This is a genomic window from Streptomyces sp. NPDC056479 (assembly GCF_042795335.1).
Classification (GTDB): Bacteria; Actinomycetota; Actinomycetes; order Streptomycetales; family Streptomycetaceae; genus Streptomyces.
Genome location: NZ_JBHTRZ010000012.1, coordinates 152191 through 172423 on the forward strand (window position 1 = coordinate 152191; position 20233 = coordinate 172423).

Below are 20233 nucleotides of genomic sequence, written 5' to 3' on the forward strand. Positions count from 1 at the left end.
CAACGCCCTGCTCTTGAGGGGCGCGGGGAACTGCGCGACCAGCCACGAACCAGCCGCGGCTGACGAACAACGCGCAGTTCCCCGGCTCTCCCAGCGGAGCGTTACGCGTCCTTGAATTCCTGCCGCTGACGGCCGAGCCCCTCGATCTCCAGCTCGACCACGTCCCCCGCCCGCAGATACGGCTTGGGCTCGGGCCGACCCATGGCCACCCCCGCCGGCGTACCCGTGTTGATGACATCGCCGGGATACAGCGTCATGAACTGGCTGACGTACCGCACGACCTCCCCCACCGGGAAGATCTGCTCGGCCGTCGTCCCGTCCTGCTTCGGCTCACCGTTGACCCACAGCTTGAGCGACAGCTTCTGCGGATCCGGCACGTCGTCCGCCGTCACCAGCCACGGCCCCAGCGGATTGAACGTCTCGCAGTTCTTCCCCTTGTCCCACGTCCCGCCGCGCTCGATCTGGAACTCCCGCTCGGACACGTCGTGCGCGACGGCGTACCCGGCGACATGCGAGAGCGCCTCCTCGGCGGACTCCACATAACGCGCCGTACGGCCGATGACGACCGCGAGCTCGACCTCCCAGTCGGTCTTGGTCGATCCCCTCGGGACGAGCACCGTGTCGTTCGGGCCCACGACCGTGTCCGCGGCCTTGAAGAAGATGACCGGCTCGGCGGGCGGTTCGGCGCCGGTCTCGCGGGCGTGGTCGTGGTAGTTCAGCCCGATGCACACGACCTTGCCGATACGCGCGAGCGGCGGTCCGATGCGCAGGCCGGCGGCGTCCAGCGCGGGCAGCTCCCCGGTGTCCGCGGCCGTGCGGATCCGCCCCAGCGCCGCGTCATCGGCGAGCAGCGCTCCGTCGATGTCCGGGACGACTCCGGAGAGGTCCCGCAGAACTCCCTCGGCGTCGAGCAGCGCAGGCGTCTCCGCACCCGCCGTACCGACTCGCAGCAGCTTCATGATCACAATCTCCCTCGATCGCGGGCGTCCGCCGATGGGTGCAGCCATCGGAGGACTGGTCGATCCTCCAAGGTCCACGGCCAGTCCGCAATACCCGGTTCACGTACTGGACCGTAGGCCCCCGCCGGTCACCGGGGCTCAGCGATAGAGCACGGCCCGCTCCACCGCGCTCCACGTCGTACTGGTCACCACGTAGAGCGCGGCGGCCAGCGGTAGGACCGCAACGGTGACCAGGGTGAAGAAGGACATGAACGGCATGACCTTGGTCACCGCCCCCATCCCCGGCACCGGCTCACCGCCGGCCACCGGCACCGCCGGATTGGCGGCCATCATCCGCTTCGTACGGTGGAAGTTGAACGCGGCGACACAGGCGACGACCACGAAGAGCCCGGCGTACACGAGCCCCGCGCCCCCGAACAGTCCGCCGCCGTCGAGCGCGTCCGCCCATCGGTCGCCCAGAGGGGCGGCGAACAGCTGGTGGGTGAGCAGTTCGTTCGCCCCGCCGCCGATCGTGGTGTTCGAGAACAGGTGGTAGAGCAGGAAGAACGCGGGCAGCTGGCACAGGCTGGGCAGAATCCCGGACAGCGGCGACACCTTCTCCTCGGCGTGCAGTTCCAGCAGGGCCCGCTGGAACTTCTCGGGGTTCTTGCCGTGCTTCTTCCGCAGCTCGGCGATCTTCGGCTGCAGCTTGGTCCGCGCCTTCTGCCCGCGCGCGGCGGCCCGGGACAGCGGATGCACGAGCAGCCGTACGAACGCGGTGAACAGGACGATCGCGGCGGCGGCCGCGGAGGCGCCGAACAGCGGCGCGAGCAGATCGGCCAACTGCTGAACAAGGTCGGCGAATACGGACATGGGTGAGCCCTCCGAGGGTCTCGTCGTGCCGGAGTGATCGGGAATGCCGGGAACCGGCATGGCGGCATGACGACCCGCGTCGGGTCACGCGTGTGGGATCAGAGGTCGGTGCGTGCCCTACGCGACGGTCGCCGGGAGGGCGTGCCCGGGTGCCCTGGGCCGTGGCCGGCCCGAGGCGTCGGGGTCACGTTGGGGCAGGAAGGCCGTACGGCGGGCCCGGTCACGGATGGCCGTACGCACGCGTGTGGGCGCCACGGCGGGCGCGGCGCGCGAGGCGAGGAGGGAGCAGACGGCGAACGCGGAACTCGCGGCGGCGGTGGCCGCGAGCGCGACGGTCGCGGAGAGGCTGCCGGTGTCGAGCAGCGCGATCTCGAGGAAGAGCAGCACCAGCATGGCGGCGGGGCGCAGACCGGCCAGACGACGGATCATCGGCGGCCCCTCCCCTCGTTCGGCTCGCTGCTACGGCGCTCGTCCTGATGTTCGTTATACAGGATCCCTCACGCCGACTCGTGCTCGATGGGCCGCAACAGCCGCCTGGGCTTCAGCAGCGCCCGGCTGACCGGATCCGCCGGGTCCGGATCCAGTCCGGGCCCCGGCTCCATGAGGACGTCCTCGACGGGTACGACGGTTGCGCAGGCGCGGCATTCGCCGTACGGCCCGAGTTCCGCGCCGCACTCCGCGTGCCGGAAGTAACGCAGCCGGACCTCGTCGAAGTGCTCGCGCCCCCACAGGCCGAGCGAGCGCAGGGTGGGCCACAGGGCGATGCCGCGCTCGGTGAGGACGTACTCGTCGCGCGGCGGCGACTGCTGGTACCGGCGCTTTTCGAGGATCCCCTCCGCGGTGAGCGTCTGGAGGCGGGCGGCCAGGACGGCGCGCGGGATGCCGAGGTGGACCAGGAAGTCGTTGTAGCGCCGGACGCCGTAGAGGGCGTCGCGGATGACGAGCAGCGTCCACCGCTCGCCGACGATCTCGAGCGCCCGGGCGATCGAGCACTGCTGTGTCGCGTAGTCCTTGCCCAGTGCCATGCCGTCCACTGTAACCGTTTTTCACCTTCTTGGTTCAATGAATGAACCTAGGATGCTACGGTGAGGTCCATGTCAAGGTTCAATGACCGAACTGTCGCCGAGGCCAGCACCGCGCCGACCGTTCCCCACCCCGCCCCGCCCGTCGCGGAACACCCCCCGGACCGGCGCGCCACCCTCGCCCTGACCAGCGCCGCCACCGTCGTGGCCCTGATGACGTACACCGCGCCGATGGTCACGCTCCCCCAGACCGCCGCCGACCTGCACACCCCGCTCTCCGCCCAGGCCTGGCTCCTCAACGGCACCCCGCTCGGCCTCGCCGCCCTCCTCCTGGTGGCCGGCAGCCTCGCCGACGACTACGGCCGCCGCCGGATCTTCGTCGCCGGCACCTTCGCCCTGGGCATCACCACGGCCCTGGGCGCCCTGACGACCACCACCTGGCTCTTCACGCTGGCCCGCATCACCCAGGGCGCGGCGAGCGCGGCCCTCCTCGCCAGCAGCCTCGGTCTGATCGTCCATGCCTTCCCGGACCCGCGCGGCCGGCTGCACGCGACCGGCGTATGGGGCGCCTTCGTCAGCGGCGGCATCGCACTGGGCCCGGTCCTCGTCGGCGCGATGCCGAACTGGCGGCTCTCCTACGGCGTACTGGGCGCCGCCGCGCTGATCGTGGCGGCCCTGTCCACACGCGCGCTCTCGGAGTCCCGTGCCCCGCGCGGCGGCCGCCCCGACCTCGCCGGCGCGGTGACCTTCGGACTGGCCCTCGTCTCCCTGGTGGCGGCGCTGACCCTGGGCCGGGACGGCTGGCTGCGGGCACCCGTGGGTCTGCTGCTCCTGGCGACCGTGACCCTGCTGGGGCTCTTCGCCGCGGTGGAGCGGCGCGCGGCGACGCCGATGATCGACCTGTCGCTGCTCCGCCGTCCCCGCTTCCTCGCCTCCTCGGCCGGCGGCCTGTTCACGGGCCTCGCGGTGATCGGCCTGTTCAGCTTCCTGCCGGCGCTGCTCCAGCAGACGCTCGGCCTGTCCGCGATGGACACGGCGTGGCTGTTCCTGCTCTGGTCCGGCCTGTCCTTCGCGGTGGCCCTCCAGGCCCGAAGGCTGGCCGGCCGGATATCGCCGCGCCTCCAGCTCGCCCTGGGCTTCGTCCTGCACGCGGGCGGCGCCCTGGCGATGCTGGGCGCGCTCGACGCGGGTTCCTGGCCCCGGCTGCTGCCCGGCCTGATGGTGGCCGGCATCGGCAGCGGTCTGCTGAACGCCGCGCTGCCCCTGCTCTCGGTGGAGTCCGTGCCGGCCCAGCGGGCCGCGATGGGCTCGGGCGCCCAGCAGACGTTCCGGTACATCGGCTCCTGCGCCGGCGTGGCCCTGACCATCGCCCTCGCCACCTCCTCCGGGGACGGCCTGGCACGGGGCGCGGACATCGCGATGGTGGTCTCGGCGGTGCTGGCGCTGCTGGCGGCGGTGAGCGTGGTCGCGCTGCGGGAGCGGTCGGCCTGACGACCGCCTCAGCGCGGGCGCATGGAGACGAGCTTGCCCCACACCACCAGCCGGTACTTCGAGGTGTACTCGGGTGTGCAGGTGGTGAGGGTGAGGTAAGAGCCGGGCTCGGTGTATCCGTGGCCCGGCTTGACGGTGGAGCGCGGGATCGGCCGGATGACACCGCCGTCATGGGCGGCGGTCTGCGACAGGATCCGGTCGACGGCGTACGTGTACGTCGCGCTCCGCGTCTCGACCTGGACGGTGTCCTCGCGCACCAGCCGGTTGATGTACCGGAAGGGCTCGCCATGGGTGTTGCGGTGCCCGGCGAGAGCGAAGTTGCCCGCCTGGCCCGGCTGTTGGGTGCCGGGGTAGTGGCCGACGTAGCCCTTGTTGAGGACGCCGGTCTTGCCGACGCCCTCGGCGACGGGGACACGCAGGTGGAGGCGGGGGACGGTGAGGATGGCGTAGGCCCGGGACCAGTCGGGCTCCGGTGACGTCTCGGCGGCGGGCCGGCGCCGGGTGCCGGCGGACGGGTCGGTCGAGCCGCCGGCACCCCGCGAGGGCGCCGGCTCGGCCGTCGTCGCCGGCACGTCCGCAAGGGAGCCGCCGCCTGCGCCGTCCCAGGCCCGCTCCAGCGCCCGGACCTCCCGCGCGGCCCCCTGCCTCGCCTCCCGGTTGGTCCACCACATCTGATGGACGACCAGCAGCAGAAGCACCACCCCGACGGTGACGAACACCTCCCCGCCGCCCCACAGCACCCGCCGCCGCAGGGCACGCCGCCGAAGCCCGCTGTGCTGCACGACGCGAACCCGCCCCATCCGTGGCCTCCTTCACCGTGGCCGCCCGCACGATAGGCGCCGGGGCGCGAGGTCTCCAGACCCGTGCCCGCACAGTCCGCGCCGAGCCCCCGTCCGGTACCCCGAACACTTCCTCCATAGGTTTGAGAAAGGGGTTTGAAAAAGCACTGTCACACCCCTCGACAACCCCACGCGCCACACCCGATGCTTCCTGACGGCATCAACGGGACAGGCCACGACGCCGGTTCGCCGACGACCGGCCGTTGAACGAAGCGGAGAAGTCATGATCCGACGCAGAACTCTGCTGGCGGCGACAGGCGGCGCCCTCCTCGGCAGCACCCTGGCCACGGGCACCGCACACGCGGACGCGACCATCGCCGTCAACCCGGGCACGTCGTACGGCGCCTGGGAGGGCTGGGGCACCTCGCTGGCCTGGTGGGCGAACGTCTTCGGCAACCGGAACGACTTCGCCGACCTCTTCTTCACCACCAACTCGGTGACCTACAACGGCACGACCCTGCCCGGCCTGGGCATGAATATCGCCCGCTACAACCTCGGCGCGTGCAGCTGGAACAGCGTGGGCGGCGAGACGATGGCCGAGTCGGCGAACATCCCCGCCTTCAAGCAGATCGAGGGCTTCTGGCAGGACTGGAACAACGAGGACCCCGCGTCCTCGGCCTGGGACTGGACGGCGGACGCGAACCAGCGCGCGATGCTGGCGAAGGCGACGGCACGCGGCGCGACCACGGAGCTCTTCGCCAACTCCCCCATGTGGTGGATGTGTTCCAACCACAACCCGTCCGGCGCGGCGGGCGGCGGCAACAACCTCCAGACCTGGAACTACCGCCAGCACGCCTCGCACTTGGCGGCGACGGCGCTGTACGCCAGGAACAACTGGGGCGTGAACTTCGCGACGGTCGACCCCTTCAACGAGCCGGCGTCGAGCTGGTGGACCGCCACCGGCACCCAGGAGGGCTGCCACATGGACCCGGCGGTCCAGGCGGCCGTACTCCCGTACATGCGCAGCGAGTTGGACAAGCGAGGCCTGACGGGCGTACGCATCTCCGCCTCCGACGAGACGAACTACGACACGGCCCGCTCGACCTGGTCGTCCTTCGGCTCCTCGACGAAGGCCCTGGTCAGCCAGGTCAACGTGCACGGCTACCAGGGCTCGGGCGGTCGCCGCGACCTCCTCTACACGGACGTGGTCACCACATCCGGCAAGAAGCTGTGGAACTCGGAGACGGGCGACGGTGACGGCACCGGCCTCACCCTGGCCTCCAACCTCTGCTACGACTTCCGCTGGCTGCACCCGACCGCCTGGTGCTACTGGCAGGTCATGGACCCGACGACGGGCTGGGCGATGATCGCGTACGACGCGAACACACTGCAGCCCACGACCGTCCAGACCAAGTACTACGTAATGGCCCAGTTCAGCCGCCACATCCGCCCGGGAATGAGGATCCTCGACACGGGCGTGAGCTACGCGGCCGCGGCCTACGACGCGTCGGCCCGCCGCCTGGTGATCGTCGCGGTGAACACCTCGACATCGGCCCAGACCCTCACCTTCGACCTGTCCCGCTTCACGACGGTCTCCGGCGGCTCGGGCGGCCTGGTCCCGCGCTGGAACACGGTGACGACGGGCGGGGACCGGTACGCGGCGTACTCCAACACGTATGTGAGCGGGAAGTCGGTGGCGGTGCCGTTCGCGGCACAGTCGGTGCAGACGTTGCAGATCGACGGAGTGGTGATCTGATCGACCGGGGCGACGGGGGCGACCGGGGTGACGCAGCCGTAGGGCTCGACGAGGGAGAACGGGCGCGGGCGCCACTCCGGCCTGCCGGCGCCCGCGATCAACATCCTGGGCCCCGGATCCCGGTGCCGTTCCTGGTGCTGCTGTACCTGGCGAAAACCTGAGCCCGCCAGGCCCCAGCCGGCCTCCTCCCCCGCCGGTGACGGCTCGACCAGGCAATATCTGCCCCCTCTTCTCCCCTCTGTTCTCCGCTGCGCCATCCATGGGCAGTACGGTGTCCCCCATGCGCCCCGACACGCCTGCCGAAAACGTCGACCACACAGCCGAAGCGGCACGCCTGGAGCGAACCGCCGGCCTCTACCCCGAGGACGCCGAGGCCCTGCTGCTGCGGGCCGCGGCCCACCTGGAACTGTCCGGCGACCGCCCCGCCGCGACCGCGCTCTACGACAACCTGCTGTCGTCGTCGACGCCGCTGGAGCACCCCCACCTGGTACGGGCCCTGAAGGCCTCGAACCTCTGGGAGTACGGCCACGAGGCAGAGGCCCGCGCGATCATCGACGGCGTCCGGGCGGCGTCGCCGCGCGACCCGGCCCCCTGGGTGATCATCGCGGAGGCGCTGGAGTCCCACGACGAGCTGGAGCAGGCGCAGGAGACCTTCACGGAGGGCGTCCGTCTCCTCCTGACCGACGTACCGGAGCCCCCGTACTCCGCGCACCCTCTGCTGTTCGGCCGCCACCGGGTCCGACGCATGCTCGGCGCGCCCCACGACGAGTGGGACACCTTCGCGGACACCCTCCACTCGATGCCGGTCTCCCTGGACGAACTCCACGACCCGAAGCGGGTGTGGTCCCTGGGCTCGGACAACCCGGCGGAACTGGAGGCGGAGATCTCACGCCTGCGCGCGGAGCTGGGCGCATACCGGGAGGCCCTGTCCCGCCCCTTCCCGGTGGCGGTCCTCCACTGGACGGCACCGGAACTCACGGAACTGCTGACGGCGTACCCGACCCTCTCCATCGAGTACCCCTCCCACGAGGAGCACCTGGCGACGATAGAGGGCTCCCTGAGAGAACTGTCGACCTCCGGCACCCCGAACCTGGGCATCGTGACGGGCACGGTCCCGTCCTACGAGGCCTTCGCGGCCTCGGAACTCTCCTCCCCGGACGACGCGACCCTGCTACCGCAGTACGCGACGACGCTGGCGGCGCGGGGGCGGGCGGTTGCTTGGCCGCCGCAGCGGGGGGCGGGGTGCTGGTGTGGGTCGGGGGCAGCCTATGGCGAGTGCCACGGAACCGTGAGCTGATCTGGATCCCGCCCAGCTCCAGCAACCCGTGGGCCGACCGCCTAAAGCCCTTGGCAGATAAGGGATTTATCAACCCACTTCACAGGTCAACCTCCCGCTATGTCCCACCTTTGCAGTACGGTCACATTTACTGTGTGAGCCGAAGGGCTGCCGTCTTTGGAGTGGCCCTGACCTGTGCATTTTGAGGAACCGATGCCCTACGAGCCCGGCACCGTCTGGCAGTACGACGTCCCCACGACCGGCAGCACCCATCTGCCACCAGACGCCGGATACGGCAGGGCCCTGACTAACCAGGGATACGGCTTCGAAGTCGCTGTGGCAGACCTGATCGACAACTCGATCGACGCGGGCGCCAACAAGATCGTCGTCCACTTCCTGCGTGACGCAAAGCGGATCCTCACTTTGCTGATCATCGACAACGGCAAGGGAATGGACGAGGCCGGGCTGGTTGATGCGATGACGGTCGGGCGACGCCGGACCTACGGCGAAGACGCCCTCGGCATGTATGGCACCGGCCTGAAGGCCGCGTCGCTCTCCCATGCGTCGTCGCTCACCGTGGTCAGCCGCACGAAGCGCAGCCGCGCCGTCGGCCGCTGTCTTACTGCGGAAGGGATCGAAGACGGCTTTCGCTGCGACACCGTGGATCCGCGCTACGCACAGGATCTCGTCGACCGGTACGACGGCATCATCGAGTGGCACGGCACAGTCGTACGGTGGGACCAGGTACGGGCTTTTGAGACTGTGACACCTGGGCAGAGCGATCAGTACCTGTCGAAGGCAATCGCACGCCTGGAGACCCACCTCGGGCTCTACCTTCACCGCTTCCTGCAACGCGGCCTCCAACTGGACATAGCGGTATGGGACGTGAGCAGCAACGGGGACAGCCTCGGCGAAGAGGTTGACCACATCGCCGTAGAGGCCCTGGACCCCTTCGGGTACAAAGTGCCCGGGAAGAAGGGATATCCGAAGCAGTTCACCGCGCCCGTGGAGGGCATCGGAGACATGCGCCTGACCGCCCATATCTGGCCACCCAAGTCGAAGCAGGCGGGCTTCCGGCAGATCGGGGCGCTTGCAGAGCGGCAGGGTTTCTACTTCTACCGGAACGACCGCCTTGTCCAAGCGGGAGGCTGGAACGGCCTGCGCAACCCCGAGGGACATCTCGTTCTGGCCCGGGTCGCGGTGGATCTTCCCCCGCATGAGAACAGCGTCCTGAGCCTCGATGTGAAGAAGGAAAAGGTCACGGTCACCCCGGCCTTCACCCTGGGCGTGGACGAGGCGGTGGATTCCTCAGGACACACCTTCCAGCTGTACCTCAGCGACGCCGAGAGCTCCTACCGCGACGGTTCCAGACGCACCGAAATCGTTCGGAAGCCCGTAACGCCTCCGGGCAAGGGACTGGATCCGAAGGTCAAGCGGGTCGTCAAGGAGGAACTGCCAGAGAAGGGGGGCGAAGAGCCGATCGCGTTCACCTGGGCGCCGCTCCCTCCCGACCGGTTCTTCGAACTGGACCGCGAGAACAACATCGTCATCCTCAACAAGGACTTCCGCGAGGACTTCAACGATGGCAGGCGCGGCGGAGCGAACGACGCTCCCGTCACAAAGACCCTGCTGTACTTGCTGCTTGAGGACTGCTTCGGGCTCGGGCGCTGGGAGCGCAGCCGTCAGGACCGCGTGGACTACTGGAACACCATTCTCCTGGCTTCCGCGGAGGCGCATCGCACGCGGCGCACGCAGACGCTCTCCTGACCGTCCTACGACACCCGCTTCTGGCTCCCCTCTGACCGCTGATTGAGGTCCGCACATGAGCGACACCCCTGGCAACGTGCTCTTGGACATCCACGCTTCTGCGCTGGCTGGCATGGGCAGCGTCCCTCGGCATTTCGCGCGGTGGGCCGCGCTGGCCGCCGACGAGGTCCACCCAGACGCTGACCTCAGCGAGGAGCGGTTCCGGGAGTGCCTCATCAGCGAGGACGAGGCACTCGCGGCTCTCTGGAGCCGCCATCTCACCTCATGGGACTTCGCGGAAGATCCTCAGTGGGCACTCGGCAACCCCGCCCGCACCGACGAACGGCGTGCGGCCGTGTACGACCGCCTCCGGTTCGGCAGCGATCTGCGGAAGGCACTGGACAACGCCGTTCCCGTTGCGAAGCTTCCCGGCCCCACCGTAATCACTCGTAAGTTCACTCCCTGGTACACCCCCGAACGCGTAATTGCCCGCTCCTTCTACTGGACGTCGTACGAAGGGAAGCTCCGCGCAAAAGGCTGGCCCGATGCGGCAATCGCCAGCCTGGACGAGGCTAGCCGAGCGGTCGTCGAACGCCTCACTGACCCCGAGCAGCCCGCAGCCAGGCAGGCGAAGGGTCTGGTCGTGGGATACGTCCAGTCCGGAAAGACGGCGAACTTCACCGGCGTCGCTGCCAAGGCAATCGACGCCGGCTATCGGCTCGTCATCGTGCTCGGTGGCACCCTCAACCTTCTGCGAGCACAGACGCAGCGCCGTCTCGACATGGAGTTGATCGGGCAGGAAAACATCTTGCGGGGCGCGGACATTACTGACTTGGAATCCCTAGTCGGCGTCGACTATGTCAGCGATGACGACGCGGACTGGCCCGATTTCGTCAGGCACGGAGGACGACCCTCCACGCTGGGCGCCTTCGATATTGAGCGTCTGACGACTCGGGACAACGACTACAAGAGCCTCGCGCAGGGCATCCGGGCGCTGGAGTTCGAGAAGCGTGAACCGACCCGCCCGCTCTACGACCCAGCGAACATCCATCACGCCGCGGCTCGGGTCCTGGTGGTGAAGAAGAACAAGTCCGTCCTCACCAAACTCGTCAAGGACCTCAAGCAGATCCACGGGCTGCTCGGGGAGCTTCCGACCCTGATCATCGACGACGAGTCCGACCAGGCTTCCGTCAATACCCTGGATCCCAAGAAGTGGGAGGCCGGGACCACCGAGCGCACCGCGATCAACGGACTGATATCCCAACTCCTCAAACTACTTCCGCGGGCGCAGTATGTGGGATACACCGCAACTCCTTTCGCCAATGTCTTCGTTGACCCCGGTGACGACGATGACATCTTCCCGAGCGACTTCCTGATCTCGCTGCCCCGCCCCTCCGGGTACATGGGGGCTCAGGACTTTCACGATCTGGATTCTCCGGTAGCGGAAGACGAGCGGACTCTTGCCAACTCGCAGGAGAAGGCCCACGTCCGGGGAATCTTCGAGTCGGCTGGCGACCGTCTGCAGGAGGCTATGGACGCCTTCATCCTGTCTGGCGCCCTGAAGCTCTACCGGGCTGACCATGGAGTCCCGGAAAGTCCGTTCCGGCACCACACGATGCTCGTGCATCAGTCCGTACGCAGGGATGATCATGCCGATCTCGCGCTGCGCATCAATTCCATGTGGCACCAGGCGGGGTACAGCTCTGCGGCCGGGCATGAACGCCTTGCCGCGCTGTGGACCTCAGACTTCATCCCTGTGAGTGAGGCGCGGGCGTCCGACCTCCCCGCTCCGAGTTCCTATGAAGAGCTGCGTCCATACGTCAATGTCGCGCGACAGCGCATCGGTTCAAACGGCCAGCCGGTCATCGTTGTGAACGGCGACTCCGATCGCTACTTCGACCAGCTCGGCCTCGACTTCGACCGGACCCCGCATGTCTGGAAGATCCTTGTGGGAGGCACAAAGCTGTCGCGGGGTTTCACCGTGGAGGGCCTGACCATCACCTATTACCGGCGTACCACCCAGCAGGCGGACACGCTGATGCAGATGGGGCGTTGGTTCGGTTTCAGGCCAGGATACCGAGACCTTGTGCGGCTCTACATCGGGCGGGAAGAACCGTTCGGGCGCGACAAGTCCGCGGATCTGTACGAGGCGTACGAAGCGATATGCCGGGATGAAGAAACATTCCGTGAGCAGCTAGCCCAGTACGCCGTGGTGGTCGACGGGCAGCCTCAGATGACGCCCATGGAGGTGCCCCCTCTTGTGGCGCAGCACCTGCCGTGGATCAGGCCGTCGGCGCGCAACAAGATGTTCAACGCGGAACTCGTGGAGATCCGGTCCCCAGGACGCCCCATCGAGCCAGCCTCGTACCCGATGAACAACAGCGCTGCTCACAAACGGAACACGGAACGCTGGCGCCCGCTGCTGGACAGGCTCGGTGCGACACCGATGTCGTTCAGCAATCCGCCGGACAGTTCCAGCGCTTTGACACGCAACTTCGAAGCACTGACGGGGATCGTTCCCCACAGCGAGCTCGTGGGCGTGCTGTCCCAGCTTGAGTGGGAGCGTCCGCAATACTTCGACCCCCACCTGACCTATCTGAGGCAGCTCGACGGCACGCTCGCCACGGTGGACGACTGGCTGCTCATCTCGCCCCGGCTGGCCTCGAACAAGCGGGTCGAAGCCGGCATCCTCGGCTCCGCCCCACTGTCTCTGGTCCGCCGGAAGCGGCAGGCCGGCAAGACGTCCTTCGGACGCATCGCCAGCGTCGAACACCGCACGGCGGCACAGCGCCTCATCGATGAGGCCGCCTCACCCCTGGGTATCCCGGGCCAGAACGCTGGAGTCGGGCCCACAACCGGAGTCATCCTGCTGTACCCGGTCGTCGACGGTGACAGCCACAGTGACGTCCATGCCGTCGTCCGCAACGGATCGGCTGACCCATCGAAGATCGTGATGGCCTTCACCCTGATCCCGCCGACCTCGGCTGTGAGTGGGGACCGTCGTCTTGTGCGGTTCCGTGCGAAGGACTCTCGGCACACCAACGACGCTACGATTCCGGTGAGTTCATCCTGAGGGGGATCCGCTTGCTGCCCATCGATATCCACGCTGCTCAGAACGTCGCTCTGGCGGACGAACTGAGACGCGACGCCGACCTCCTGGCCGTGCACGCGGAGTTGATGGGCAGGGACCCCTCAGGGGAGCGGTTCGCCGCAGTGCTTCGAAACACGATTGATCAGCTGCTGAACGGCGAGGTCACTGGCCGTTATGCCTGGGATTCCTTGTACAAGACCGAGAGGACCCACGCGGGAACTCTCGTCGAGATAAACCTGCAGCGGGAGTTCAAGTTCGCAGACGGCGCTGCAATGGACTACCGGATCGCCGGCATCGAGGTGGACTGCAAGTACTCGCAGAGCTTCGGCGGCTGGATGATCCCACCGGAGGCCCGAGGACACCTCTGCCTGCTTGTTTGGGCCAACGACAGCGTGAGTCTCTGGAGCGCCGGTCTCTTCCGGGTGAGGGATCACTGGCTGAACCGAGGAAGCAATCGCGACGCGAAGCTCACCGTGAAAGCCATCCACCGGGATAAAATCCTGTGGCTTTGGCACGACGCGGAGCTGCCAGAGAACGTGCTCCTTCACATGGACCCCTCCGACCGCGCCGCCGTCTTCGCACCGCAAGCTGGCCAGCAGCGCCTCAATGAGCTGTTCCGGCGCGCACAGAAACGGCGCATAAGCCGGAACGTGGTACGGACTGTGGCTCAGCAGAAGGACTACATGAAACGAGTACGCGGCAACGGAGGGTCACGATCAGCCCTCAAGCCCGAGGGAATCCTCATCATGGGCGACTACGACAGCCACCGTGCAGTTGCTAGGAAGCTTCAGCTGCCTGCACCCGGCGAGGGAGAGTTCGTGAGTGTGCGGGTGATACGAGCGGGCGCACGTCATACTGCGATCCCACAGATAGAGCTTGACGGGAAGAATTGGGTAGTCGCCGATGAAAACGACCCGCCGGAAATGGCTCCGCAACTCCCTCCGCACACATCACGCGCATAGCTTGCCCCACACCTGTAAAGAAATCAGCCGCACTGGAATATTTCATGCCGCTCAGCATTGATCTGCAGACTCTCGTCAACAAGCACCTAACTGACGCGGAAGCCATCAGTGCAGTAATTCTAGGACTCTGCTGGAACGACTCCGCACTCGCTGGCGCCGCCAGGATTTCTCTAAATGAGAACGAGACAGTCGAGGACGCAGCTAAGCGCCATGACCTCGGCTGGAATCCGACCTGGCTGACAGACGCTGGATACACGGCATATGACTCCATCGGAACGGCCCTTGAAGAGCCCAATCCCGCCGCCGGTCCCATTAATTGGACCCCCGAAGTGAGAACATTCCGTCTCGACGATGGAGTTGCTGATTCGGCCCGAGGACACGGCTTCCGTCGGCGCACATCAGCCGAACTAGCAGTCCTATCCCTATGGACGCACGTCATGAACAAGAGAGACATTTCTTTCGAGAGGCCGCTTGAACTTAGCCCAAATACTCGGGGAGCTCTCTTCCGAGACTTCCTCATCTACTTCCTTCAATGCAGCCTTCCACACGGCTGGAAGGTCCGCCACGAAGTTCCGCTTACCCATATCCGCGGGCTGCACATGCGCAGGGATGTGAGTGGCAGGAAAAGCGACATCCTGATCATCGATGACGGCGACCGGCTCGTAGCAGCACTATCGTCCAAATGGTCTTGGCGATCCGACCGAGGCACAGAGGCAGCACAGATGGTGCCCTTGACTCGATATCGCCCCGACATCCCCTACGCCTTGGCAACAGCAGAATTCCCGCGAGCTGCAAGAGTCGCGCGAGAGAGCGTCGAAGACCGGGCCTACCACCTGTGCCCAGGATGGGTTGGTTCGTGGATGGCCGTAAACGAACTACAAGCAGGCGTCTCGCCCCTCGAACGCTGGCCGAGCTTGGAGGTGCTGCGCCAAGAAGGAATCTCTCGGGCTCAGGCACTGGCTCTCAACGGTCTGGATACCCTGGTCGAGGACCTTCGCAACAGCGGCGACATCCTGTGAGTAGGGACCGGGAGGCCAAGGGTATGTCCGAAGCAAATTGGGAACCGCCCGTCGGCTCCTGGGCATCATCCGCGGCCCGTCGGCGGAACATGCAGGCCATCCGGAACAGGGACACCAAGCCGGAATGGCTCATTCGCAGGCTCGTCCACGCCCAAGGCCTGCGCTACCGAGTCGCCGCCAGGCCGCTTCCGGGCCTTCGGCGAACTGCGGACATGGTCTTCGGTCCTGCGAAGGTGGCTGTCTTCATCGACGGCTGCTACTGGCACGGGTGCCCCGAGCACTACGTGCCGCCGAAGACCAACAAGGGCTACTGGTCCGACAAGGTCGCCCGGAACATGGCCCGCGACCGGGACACCGACCAGCACCTCGAAGAGGCGGGCTGGACGGTGCTCCGGTTCTGGGAACACGAGCCGTCAGAGGACTGCGCAGCGCGCATTGCGGCCGCGGTCGAGCTGCGCCGCAGCGCCACCCGGAAGGCAAAGCCGGACAGCTAGTCAGCCCTTCTTCCGATCGCGCTCCCGCGCCGCCTTCAGCACATCGGTGATCGATTCACCGATTGCCTGCGCGACAGGCGGTGGAAACGCGTTGCCAACCTGTCGGTACTGGGCCGTCTTACCCCCGCTGAAGTCCCACCTCGTCGGAAACCCCTGAATGACCGCGGCCTGACGCACCGTGAGCATCGGACCGTCAGGACCGAACAGATCCCTGTCCTCCGTGCCGGTTGGCTTCCCGTCCACGGGCGCATTGGCCACGCCCATGCCCGAGACCCCAAGTGCCCGCCATGCTTTCTTAGCCCGGCTAGGACCGAGATCGGCGCCCCCGTGCTTCTTAGAGCCGCCCACAAGCGTGGGGGCCACGTCCTTGTCAGCCGCCTGCTTCCAGTCTTCGAAGACCTGCCGGGCCCGGGCGGCCCGAGGCCCCTCCTCAAATGGGCGGATGCGCTCCAGCATCGTGCCCTTGAGTGCCCTGTAAACCGTGACCCTCTCGGCGCTGGGGGCGGGAGCTTCGTACTTCAGATCCTTGAGGACGTCCTTCCGGAAGGCAACAAGGATGGAGCGAGGCCGAAGTTGCGGAACGCCGAACTTCTCCGCCTCGTATACCTTCCACCCCACAACCTCATAGCCAGGTAGCCCGTCGTCGGCTGGCTCCATCCCCTCCAACCGTGCCTGAATTCGCGACCTGTAGTCGTCGAACTTGGCATCCATGAGGCCGCGCACGTTCTCGATCATCACGGCTCGGGGACGGATCAGCTCGGCTAGGGCCAGGATGCGTGGGAAGAGGTCACGTTCATCATCCTCACCCAGCTGCTTGCCAGCGTGGGAGAACGGGGGGCACGGGACACCGCCAGCCAGCAGGTCAACCTCGCCCCGGCGATAGAAGCCGACACTCTTCTGCAGATCCTCTTCGGGGTCAAACCCCTCCACGTCCTTGCAGAGAATGTCGCAGTTGTCGCGCTCCCAGTCCCACTTCGGGTGCACCTCGATGTTCTCGCGCAGTGTCGCTGCCGCGTACTTGTCGATCTCGACGAGGGCAAGGTGCCTGAAACCGGCGCCATGCAGCCCGATCGCCTGTCCGCCGGCGCCAGCACAGATCTCGATCGACGTGAATTCGTCCTCCGACAGCGCACGGGCGCCCTCGGGTTCGTTCATGCGGGTCATGCCCCCTCCTTACAGCCGTACAACGGCAGACACACCTTGCAATCCACCATCACTGAGGGTGACAGACCCCACTGACAACGAGATCTCACCTGGCAACGAGACCTCACTAAGTGTGCAGTACGCCCGCCGGATCGCTGAACGCACCCTCCGCCACGCCGAACACTCATACGATATTGCCCATGCGGATACCTGCCTGGACTGAGGACGAACTCGTGCTTGCCGGAGCGCTTGTCGTGAAGAACGGCTGGCGAGAGCTGCGCACCGGTGACCGGGACGTCCAGGAGCTGTCGGAGCTGCTTCGCTCGCTCCCGATCCATAGCCCGGAAGCACTCGCCTTTCCCAGCTTCCGGTCGCCCGACAGCGTCAGCCGCAAGACCACGGACTTTATGACGAACCACAACCTGTACTCCGGCAAGGCCACGCGATGCGGCAGGCCCACTGTGCTCATGATCGAAGCGTTCACCACACGTGAGGCCGAGATGCTCCAGGCCGCCCAGGCCATCGAGGAGGGCATCGCCTCGGGCGAGCTTCACAGCATCCCGAGGCAGCCAGATGAAGTCGATGAGACGGGCGCCACCGCCATCGAGGGCCGCCTCCTCGTCCGCTGGGCGCTGGCCCGCGAGCGCGATCCGAAGCTCCGCTTGCAGAAGATCGAGCAGCTGCAGCGCCGGGGCCGCCCGCTCCACTGCGAGGTCTGCGACTTCGATTTCGCCCGCACCTACGGCGACCTCGGCGAGGGCTACATCGAAGTGCATCACGTCACTCCTCTTTACGTCTCCGGGACTCGCAAGACCCGGCTCGACGACCTCGCATGCCTGTGCGCCAACTGCCACCGCATGTGCCACAGGAGCCGTCCCGGAGAATCCTGGCGCACGCCTACCGTCCTCCGGGAGTGGATACGGAAGTCCGCCCAGGCACCCGCCCACTAGGCCGCTTCCGTTTCGGCTTCGAAGTGCATCTGAGCCCGGTCGAGAATATTGTCCGGATCATCGCCACGGGCGGCAGTCCAATGGAGCAAGTCTGCAATCAGCTCAACTGCCGACTCTGCGAGGCCGATCTCTCGCCCTCCTCTCCATAGAGCCGCACAGCCAGCGACACTCTGATAGTTCTGGAGCGCTTCCGCAGCTCGCTCAATACGTCGGCAGGCGCGCCCTGCGTTGGTCGAGATCTCACACCAGACCGCCTTGCCCGTCGCAGTCAGCACCGTGCCCCAGTCAGCGGCCAGGGCCGTGAGCAGATGCAGGCCTCGGCCGCATTCCTCATTGCAACCCGCCGCGGTGAGGGACGGCACAGCCTGACTCTTGTCATGGACTTCAAGGCGGAGCCGCTCCCCTCTCCATTCCAAGATCAAGGTTGCCGAGGCACCTTCACCGACGTGCTTGACGACGTTCGTCGCCAACTCCGTGACGAGCAGCTCGGCTTCGTCGGCAACGACGGGCAAACCCCACCGGCTCAGCTGCTTGGCGGTGGCTCGCCGCAGCAGTCGCACTTCCGCCGGCGCTGCCTCGAAAGGCATGACACAGCGGAGTCGGGAATCGGTGACTTCGTAGCCAGCCATGGCCACTCCTCCCTCCCAGCCACGCACATGCTGCGCCTGCCGTATCCGTACGGCTGCACTGCGTAGCGATCTGTCACCGAGCATGGCAGAGAGAACTCTCACTGTGTAACTTCTCATGAGAATCTATCGGGTGAATCTGATGGTGAGCCGGCTTCTGCGCTGCCTAGCCTGACGGGGATCTCCGGGTCGACAGCCCGGCGCATGGCGAAGGAGCCTCATGCCTGAACGGACCACAACCCGTCGCCGCCAACTGGGCGCGATGATGCGCAAGTTGCGGGCCCGCAAAGGGCTGACGCTTGAGGAAGCCGGGCAGCTTGTCGGTGTTTCCAAGGCGACGGTCAGCAGGTACGAGACCCAAGCTGGGCCGGTCAAGTGGGTTGTCGTGGATGCACTGTGCCGTGAGTACGGCGCGACTGAGGCCGAACGCAAGGCAGTTGTGGGACTGGCGAAGGACGCCAAGCAACAGGGCTGGTGGAGCTCGTTCGCCGACTCCATCCCGGAGAGCATGAACCTGCTGCTCACGCTTGAGGACGACGCAGTACGCGAGAGTCACTTCTCTTGCGTCTACGTTCCCGGCCTCCTGCAGACGCGCTCCTACAGCACAGCCCTGCAGAAGGCCAACGAGGTGCCTCTGGCGGCAAATGAGATCGAGCGCCTCGTCGACATCCGCATGAAACGGCAGGAGATCCTCGCCCGCCCGAAGCCTCTGCATCTGTGGGCGATCCTCGACGAGTCCGTGATCCGCCGCGTTGTCGGGTCACCTCAGACCATGAAGGAGCAGCTCGACCGCCTGCTCGAGGCGAATGAGTCCCCTCACATCACGCTTCAGGTGCTGCCCTTCTCCCAGGGTGCCCACGCCGCGGCGCTTGGCAGCTTCGTCATCATCGGCGGCACTGAGCCGGCACTCGACGTGGTGTACGTCGACTTCCATACCGGCTCCCTCTTCTTGGAGAAGGAAGAGGAGTTGGATCGATACAGACTTGCGTTCGAGTACCTCCGGGCACAAGCGTTGGACATGGAGGCCTCCTCCGCCCTGATCCATCGCGCCCGCAAGGAGCTGTGAATGCCTGCTGACTCTCAGCCTGTCACCGAGTCCGCTTGGTTCAAGTCGTCATACAGCGGCGGCAACGCGACCGAATGTGTCGAGGCTGCCTTCATATCCTCCGGCGTTCTGCTGCGAGATTCGAAACGCTCTCGGGGCCCTCACGTCGCCGTGTCAGCCAAGGCATGGAGCAGCTTCCTGACCAGCGCTGTGGTCTGAGGGGCCACTCACTAGAGTGCTGCCTCGGCCCTGCGATCGGTTCGGCCCCATCTGCCAGCAGGTGACGGCCGATCGCGCGGTGCCAACCATGCGAACCGAAGCAGCAAACACCGTCCTTACACGGCAAACTCGCCGTTCCAGCATTCTTTCTTGCTTTCGATCGCATGCACGAAGGCGGGTGACGAAGGCGTGTTCTGCGTCCAGATCCCCGACGAGGGTCCTGTCACTCTCTTCCTGCCCTTGCGGAGCGTGCATGGGAGGGACGCGTCCACGCAAGTGCTCGTCGAATGGGTGGAGCCTGTTCGAGGTCGGCATGCGCTCGTCCAGGCTGACGCGCTCTCACTCTCCAAGATGCGACCGCTGACTTGTGCACCCCCCGGGCGCCGAACACCTCGCCTGACGAGGCCTCATGCATGCGGAACTGATTACTCCTCATGGCGGTGATCCGGATGGCAGCTCCAATGAGCGCCGAGTCGCATATCGGATTAGCCTCCGAAATGAGCGCTAAGTGGATCTTTAATGACGCGCTCCACTCGAACCAAGGAGGAGACATGCGCAAGCTTCAGAAGGCCGCTCTTGCGGCCGCGATGGTCGGGACCCTGAGCCTCATAGCCACCGGCACCGCCTCCGCGCAGCCTGCATACGACGGTCATGGTCACGGGGGTTGCAAGTCTCACGACATGAACATCGAAATTCTCAGCAACATCGGGGTGCTCCCCGGACTTGCAGGGAACGCGTTCAACGGTGAGGGCAACCCGGGCGCCATGTACAACGACATCGGGTCCGACTGCCACTGAGCGAGA

Annotated in this window: 19 protein-coding genes; 12 read left to right on the plus strand and 7 right to left on the minus strand. The window is 66.4% G+C overall.

Annotated features, from left to right (window positions below; all coding sequences use genetic code 11):
* Window positions 1-101 precede the first annotated feature (101 nt).
* The 4 genes from ACFQ6S_RS38420 to ACFQ6S_RS38435 all read right to left on the minus strand — a co-directional run bounded on the left by ACFQ6S_RS38420 (window position 102) and on the right by ACFQ6S_RS38435 (window position 2836).
* Complete coding sequence (locus tag ACFQ6S_RS38420) at window positions 102-959, minus strand: fumarylacetoacetate hydrolase family protein (protein WP_383419979.1); 858 nt, start codon at window positions 957-959, stop codon at window positions 102-104.
* A gap of 138 nt (window positions 960-1097) precedes the next feature.
* Entirely contained in the window at window positions 1098-1811 is a 714-nt protein-coding gene (locus ACFQ6S_RS38425) for a YidC/Oxa1 family membrane protein insertase (protein WP_383419981.1), read from the minus strand.
* Window positions 1812-1928: 117 nt separating this feature from the next.
* Window positions 1929-2240, minus strand: coding sequence for a DUF6412 domain-containing protein (locus ACFQ6S_RS38430; RefSeq protein ID WP_383419983.1), 312 nt, complete (start codon window positions 2238-2240; stop codon window positions 1929-1931).
* Window positions 2241-2308: 68 nt separating this feature from the next.
* Window positions 2309-2836, minus strand: coding sequence for a winged helix-turn-helix transcriptional regulator (locus ACFQ6S_RS38435; protein ID WP_383419985.1), 528 nt, complete (start codon window positions 2834-2836; stop codon window positions 2309-2311).
* A 69-nt stretch (window positions 2837-2905) separates the two neighbouring features.
* On the opposite strand from ACFQ6S_RS38435, the gene ACFQ6S_RS38440 reads away from it, so the two are divergent.
* Window positions 2906-4324: an MFS transporter gene (locus ACFQ6S_RS38440; RefSeq protein ID WP_383419987.1), complete on the plus strand. Its 1419-nt coding sequence runs from the start codon at window positions 2906-2908 to the stop codon at window positions 4322-4324.
* Between the two features lie 8 nt (window positions 4325-4332).
* Here the strand turns inward: ACFQ6S_RS38440 and ACFQ6S_RS38445 are convergent, their stop codons facing one another.
* The gene (locus ACFQ6S_RS38445; protein ID WP_383419989.1) at window positions 4333-5124 is read right to left on the minus strand and encodes a class E sortase; all 792 of its coding nucleotides are present in this window, start codon (window positions 5122-5124) and stop codon (window positions 4333-4335) included.
* A gap of 262 nt (window positions 5125-5386) precedes the next feature.
* Here ACFQ6S_RS38445 and ACFQ6S_RS38450 point away from each other — a divergent pair, with 262 nt between their 5' ends.
* From ACFQ6S_RS38450 to ACFQ6S_RS38480, 7 genes are all read left to right on the plus strand, one after another.
* On the plus strand, window positions 5387-6859 hold the full coding sequence (locus ACFQ6S_RS38450; protein WP_383419991.1) for a glycoside hydrolase: 1473 nt from the start codon (window positions 5387-5389) through the stop codon (window positions 6857-6859).
* Window positions 6860-7139: 280 nt separating this feature from the next.
* Window positions 7140-8156, plus strand: coding sequence for an SEC-C domain-containing protein (locus ACFQ6S_RS38455; RefSeq protein ID WP_383419993.1), 1017 nt, complete (start codon window positions 7140-7142; stop codon window positions 8154-8156).
* A 192-nt stretch (window positions 8157-8348) separates the two neighbouring features.
* Window positions 8349-9902 (plus strand): ATP-binding protein, encoded by a 1554-nt coding sequence (locus ACFQ6S_RS38460; protein WP_383419995.1) that lies wholly within the window; start codon window positions 8349-8351, stop codon window positions 9900-9902.
* A gap of 55 nt (window positions 9903-9957) precedes the next feature.
* Entirely contained in the window at window positions 9958-12954 is a 2997-nt protein-coding gene (locus ACFQ6S_RS38465; protein WP_383419997.1) for a Z1 domain-containing protein, read from the plus strand.
* A gap of 11 nt (window positions 12955-12965) precedes the next feature.
* A complete protein-coding gene (locus tag ACFQ6S_RS38470) occupies window positions 12966-13934 on the plus strand; it encodes a NaeI family type II restriction endonuclease (RefSeq protein ID WP_383419999.1) in 969 nt (322 codons plus the stop codon).
* 44 nt (window positions 13935-13978) lie between these two features.
* A complete protein-coding gene (locus ACFQ6S_RS38475; RefSeq protein WP_383420001.1) occupies window positions 13979-14953 on the plus strand; it encodes a hypothetical protein in 975 nt (324 codons plus the stop codon).
* 23 nt (window positions 14954-14976) lie between these two features.
* Complete coding sequence (locus ACFQ6S_RS38480; RefSeq protein ID WP_383420003.1) at window positions 14977-15447, plus strand: very short patch repair endonuclease; 471 nt, start codon at window positions 14977-14979, stop codon at window positions 15445-15447.
* On the opposite strand, the gene ACFQ6S_RS38485 is transcribed toward ACFQ6S_RS38480, so the two are convergent.
* Window positions 15448-16611: a DNA cytosine methyltransferase gene (locus tag ACFQ6S_RS38485; RefSeq protein WP_383420005.1), complete on the minus strand. Its 1164-nt coding sequence runs from the start codon at window positions 16609-16611 to the stop codon at window positions 15448-15450. It lies immediately after the preceding gene.
* A 179-nt stretch (window positions 16612-16790) separates the two neighbouring features.
* Here ACFQ6S_RS38485 and ACFQ6S_RS38490 point away from each other — a divergent pair, with 179 nt between their 5' ends.
* Window positions 16791-17540 carry an HNH endonuclease gene (locus ACFQ6S_RS38490; protein WP_383420007.1) on the plus strand — a complete coding sequence of 250 codons (750 nt, stop codon included), beginning with the start codon at window positions 16791-16793 and terminating at the stop codon, window positions 17538-17540.
* Here ACFQ6S_RS38490 and ACFQ6S_RS38495 read toward each other — a convergent pair.
* Window positions 17537-18169, minus strand: coding sequence for an ATP-binding protein (locus ACFQ6S_RS38495; RefSeq protein WP_383420009.1), 633 nt, complete (start codon window positions 18167-18169; stop codon window positions 17537-17539). The genes ACFQ6S_RS38490 and ACFQ6S_RS38495 overlap by 4 nt on opposite strands.
* Before the next feature lie 217 nt (window positions 18170-18386).
* On the opposite strand from ACFQ6S_RS38495, the gene ACFQ6S_RS38500 reads away from it, so the two are divergent.
* The 3 genes from ACFQ6S_RS38500 (at window position 18387) to ACFQ6S_RS38510 (ending at window position 20227) form a co-directional block, all read left to right on the plus strand.
* Window positions 18387-19232, plus strand: a complete 846-nt coding sequence (locus ACFQ6S_RS38500; protein WP_383420011.1) for a helix-turn-helix domain-containing protein — start codon at window positions 18387-18389, stop codon at window positions 19230-19232.
* Window positions 19233-19430: a DUF397 domain-containing protein gene (locus tag ACFQ6S_RS38505; protein WP_383420013.1), complete on the plus strand. Its 198-nt coding sequence runs from the start codon at window positions 19233-19235 to the stop codon at window positions 19428-19430.
* A gap of 551 nt (window positions 19431-19981) precedes the next feature.
* Window positions 19982-20227: a hypothetical protein gene (locus ACFQ6S_RS38510; protein ID WP_383420015.1), complete on the plus strand. Its 246-nt coding sequence runs from the start codon at window positions 19982-19984 to the stop codon at window positions 20225-20227.
* The last annotated feature ends 6 nt before the right edge of the window (window positions 20228-20233 follow it).

Coding starts and splice junctions, on each gene's coding strand:
- ACFQ6S_RS38480 (WP_383420003.1), top strand. CDS start 14,977: ATGTCCGAAGCAAATTGGGAACCGCCCGTCGGCTCCTGGGCATCATCC.
- ACFQ6S_RS38485 (WP_383420005.1), bottom strand. CDS start 16,611: ATGACCCGCATGAACGAACCCGAGGGCGCCCGTGCGCTGTCGGAGGAC.
- ACFQ6S_RS38430 (WP_383419983.1), bottom strand. CDS start 2,240: ATGATCCGTCGTCTGGCCGGTCTGCGCCCCGCCGCCATGCTGGTGCTG.
- ACFQ6S_RS38500 (WP_383420011.1), top strand. CDS start 18,387: ATGCCTGAACGGACCACAACCCGTCGCCGCCAACTGGGCGCGATGATG.
- ACFQ6S_RS38495 (WP_383420009.1), bottom strand. CDS start 18,169: ATGGCTGGCTACGAAGTCACCGATTCCCGACTCCGCTGTGTCATGCCT.
- ACFQ6S_RS38435 (WP_383419985.1), bottom strand. CDS start 2,836: ATGGCACTGGGCAAGGACTACGCGACACAGCAGTGCTCGATCGCCCGG.
- ACFQ6S_RS38420 (WP_383419979.1), bottom strand. CDS start 959: ATGAAGCTGCTGCGAGTCGGTACGGCGGGTGCGGAGACGCCTGCGCTG.
- ACFQ6S_RS38425 (WP_383419981.1), bottom strand. CDS start 1,811: ATGTCCGTATTCGCCGACCTTGTTCAGCAGTTGGCCGATCTGCTCGCG.
- ACFQ6S_RS38510 (WP_383420015.1), top strand. CDS start 19,982: ATGCGCAAGCTTCAGAAGGCCGCTCTTGCGGCCGCGATGGTCGGGACC.
- ACFQ6S_RS38505 (WP_383420013.1), top strand. CDS start 19,233: ATGCCTGCTGACTCTCAGCCTGTCACCGAGTCCGCTTGGTTCAAGTCG.
- ACFQ6S_RS38455 (WP_383419993.1), top strand. CDS start 7,140: ATGCGCCCCGACACGCCTGCCGAAAACGTCGACCACACAGCCGAAGCG.
- ACFQ6S_RS38475 (WP_383420001.1), top strand. CDS start 13,979: ATGCCGCTCAGCATTGATCTGCAGACTCTCGTCAACAAGCACCTAACT.
- ACFQ6S_RS38440 (WP_383419987.1), top strand. CDS start 2,906: ATGTCAAGGTTCAATGACCGAACTGTCGCCGAGGCCAGCACCGCGCCG.
- ACFQ6S_RS38450 (WP_383419991.1), top strand. CDS start 5,387: ATGATCCGACGCAGAACTCTGCTGGCGGCGACAGGCGGCGCCCTCCTC.
- ACFQ6S_RS38460 (WP_383419995.1), top strand. CDS start 8,349: ATGCCCTACGAGCCCGGCACCGTCTGGCAGTACGACGTCCCCACGACC.
- ACFQ6S_RS38465 (WP_383419997.1), top strand. CDS start 9,958: ATGAGCGACACCCCTGGCAACGTGCTCTTGGACATCCACGCTTCTGCG.
- ACFQ6S_RS38445 (WP_383419989.1), bottom strand. CDS start 5,124: ATGGGGCGGGTTCGCGTCGTGCAGCACAGCGGGCTTCGGCGGCGTGCC.
- ACFQ6S_RS38490 (WP_383420007.1), top strand. CDS start 16,791: ATGCGGATACCTGCCTGGACTGAGGACGAACTCGTGCTTGCCGGAGCG.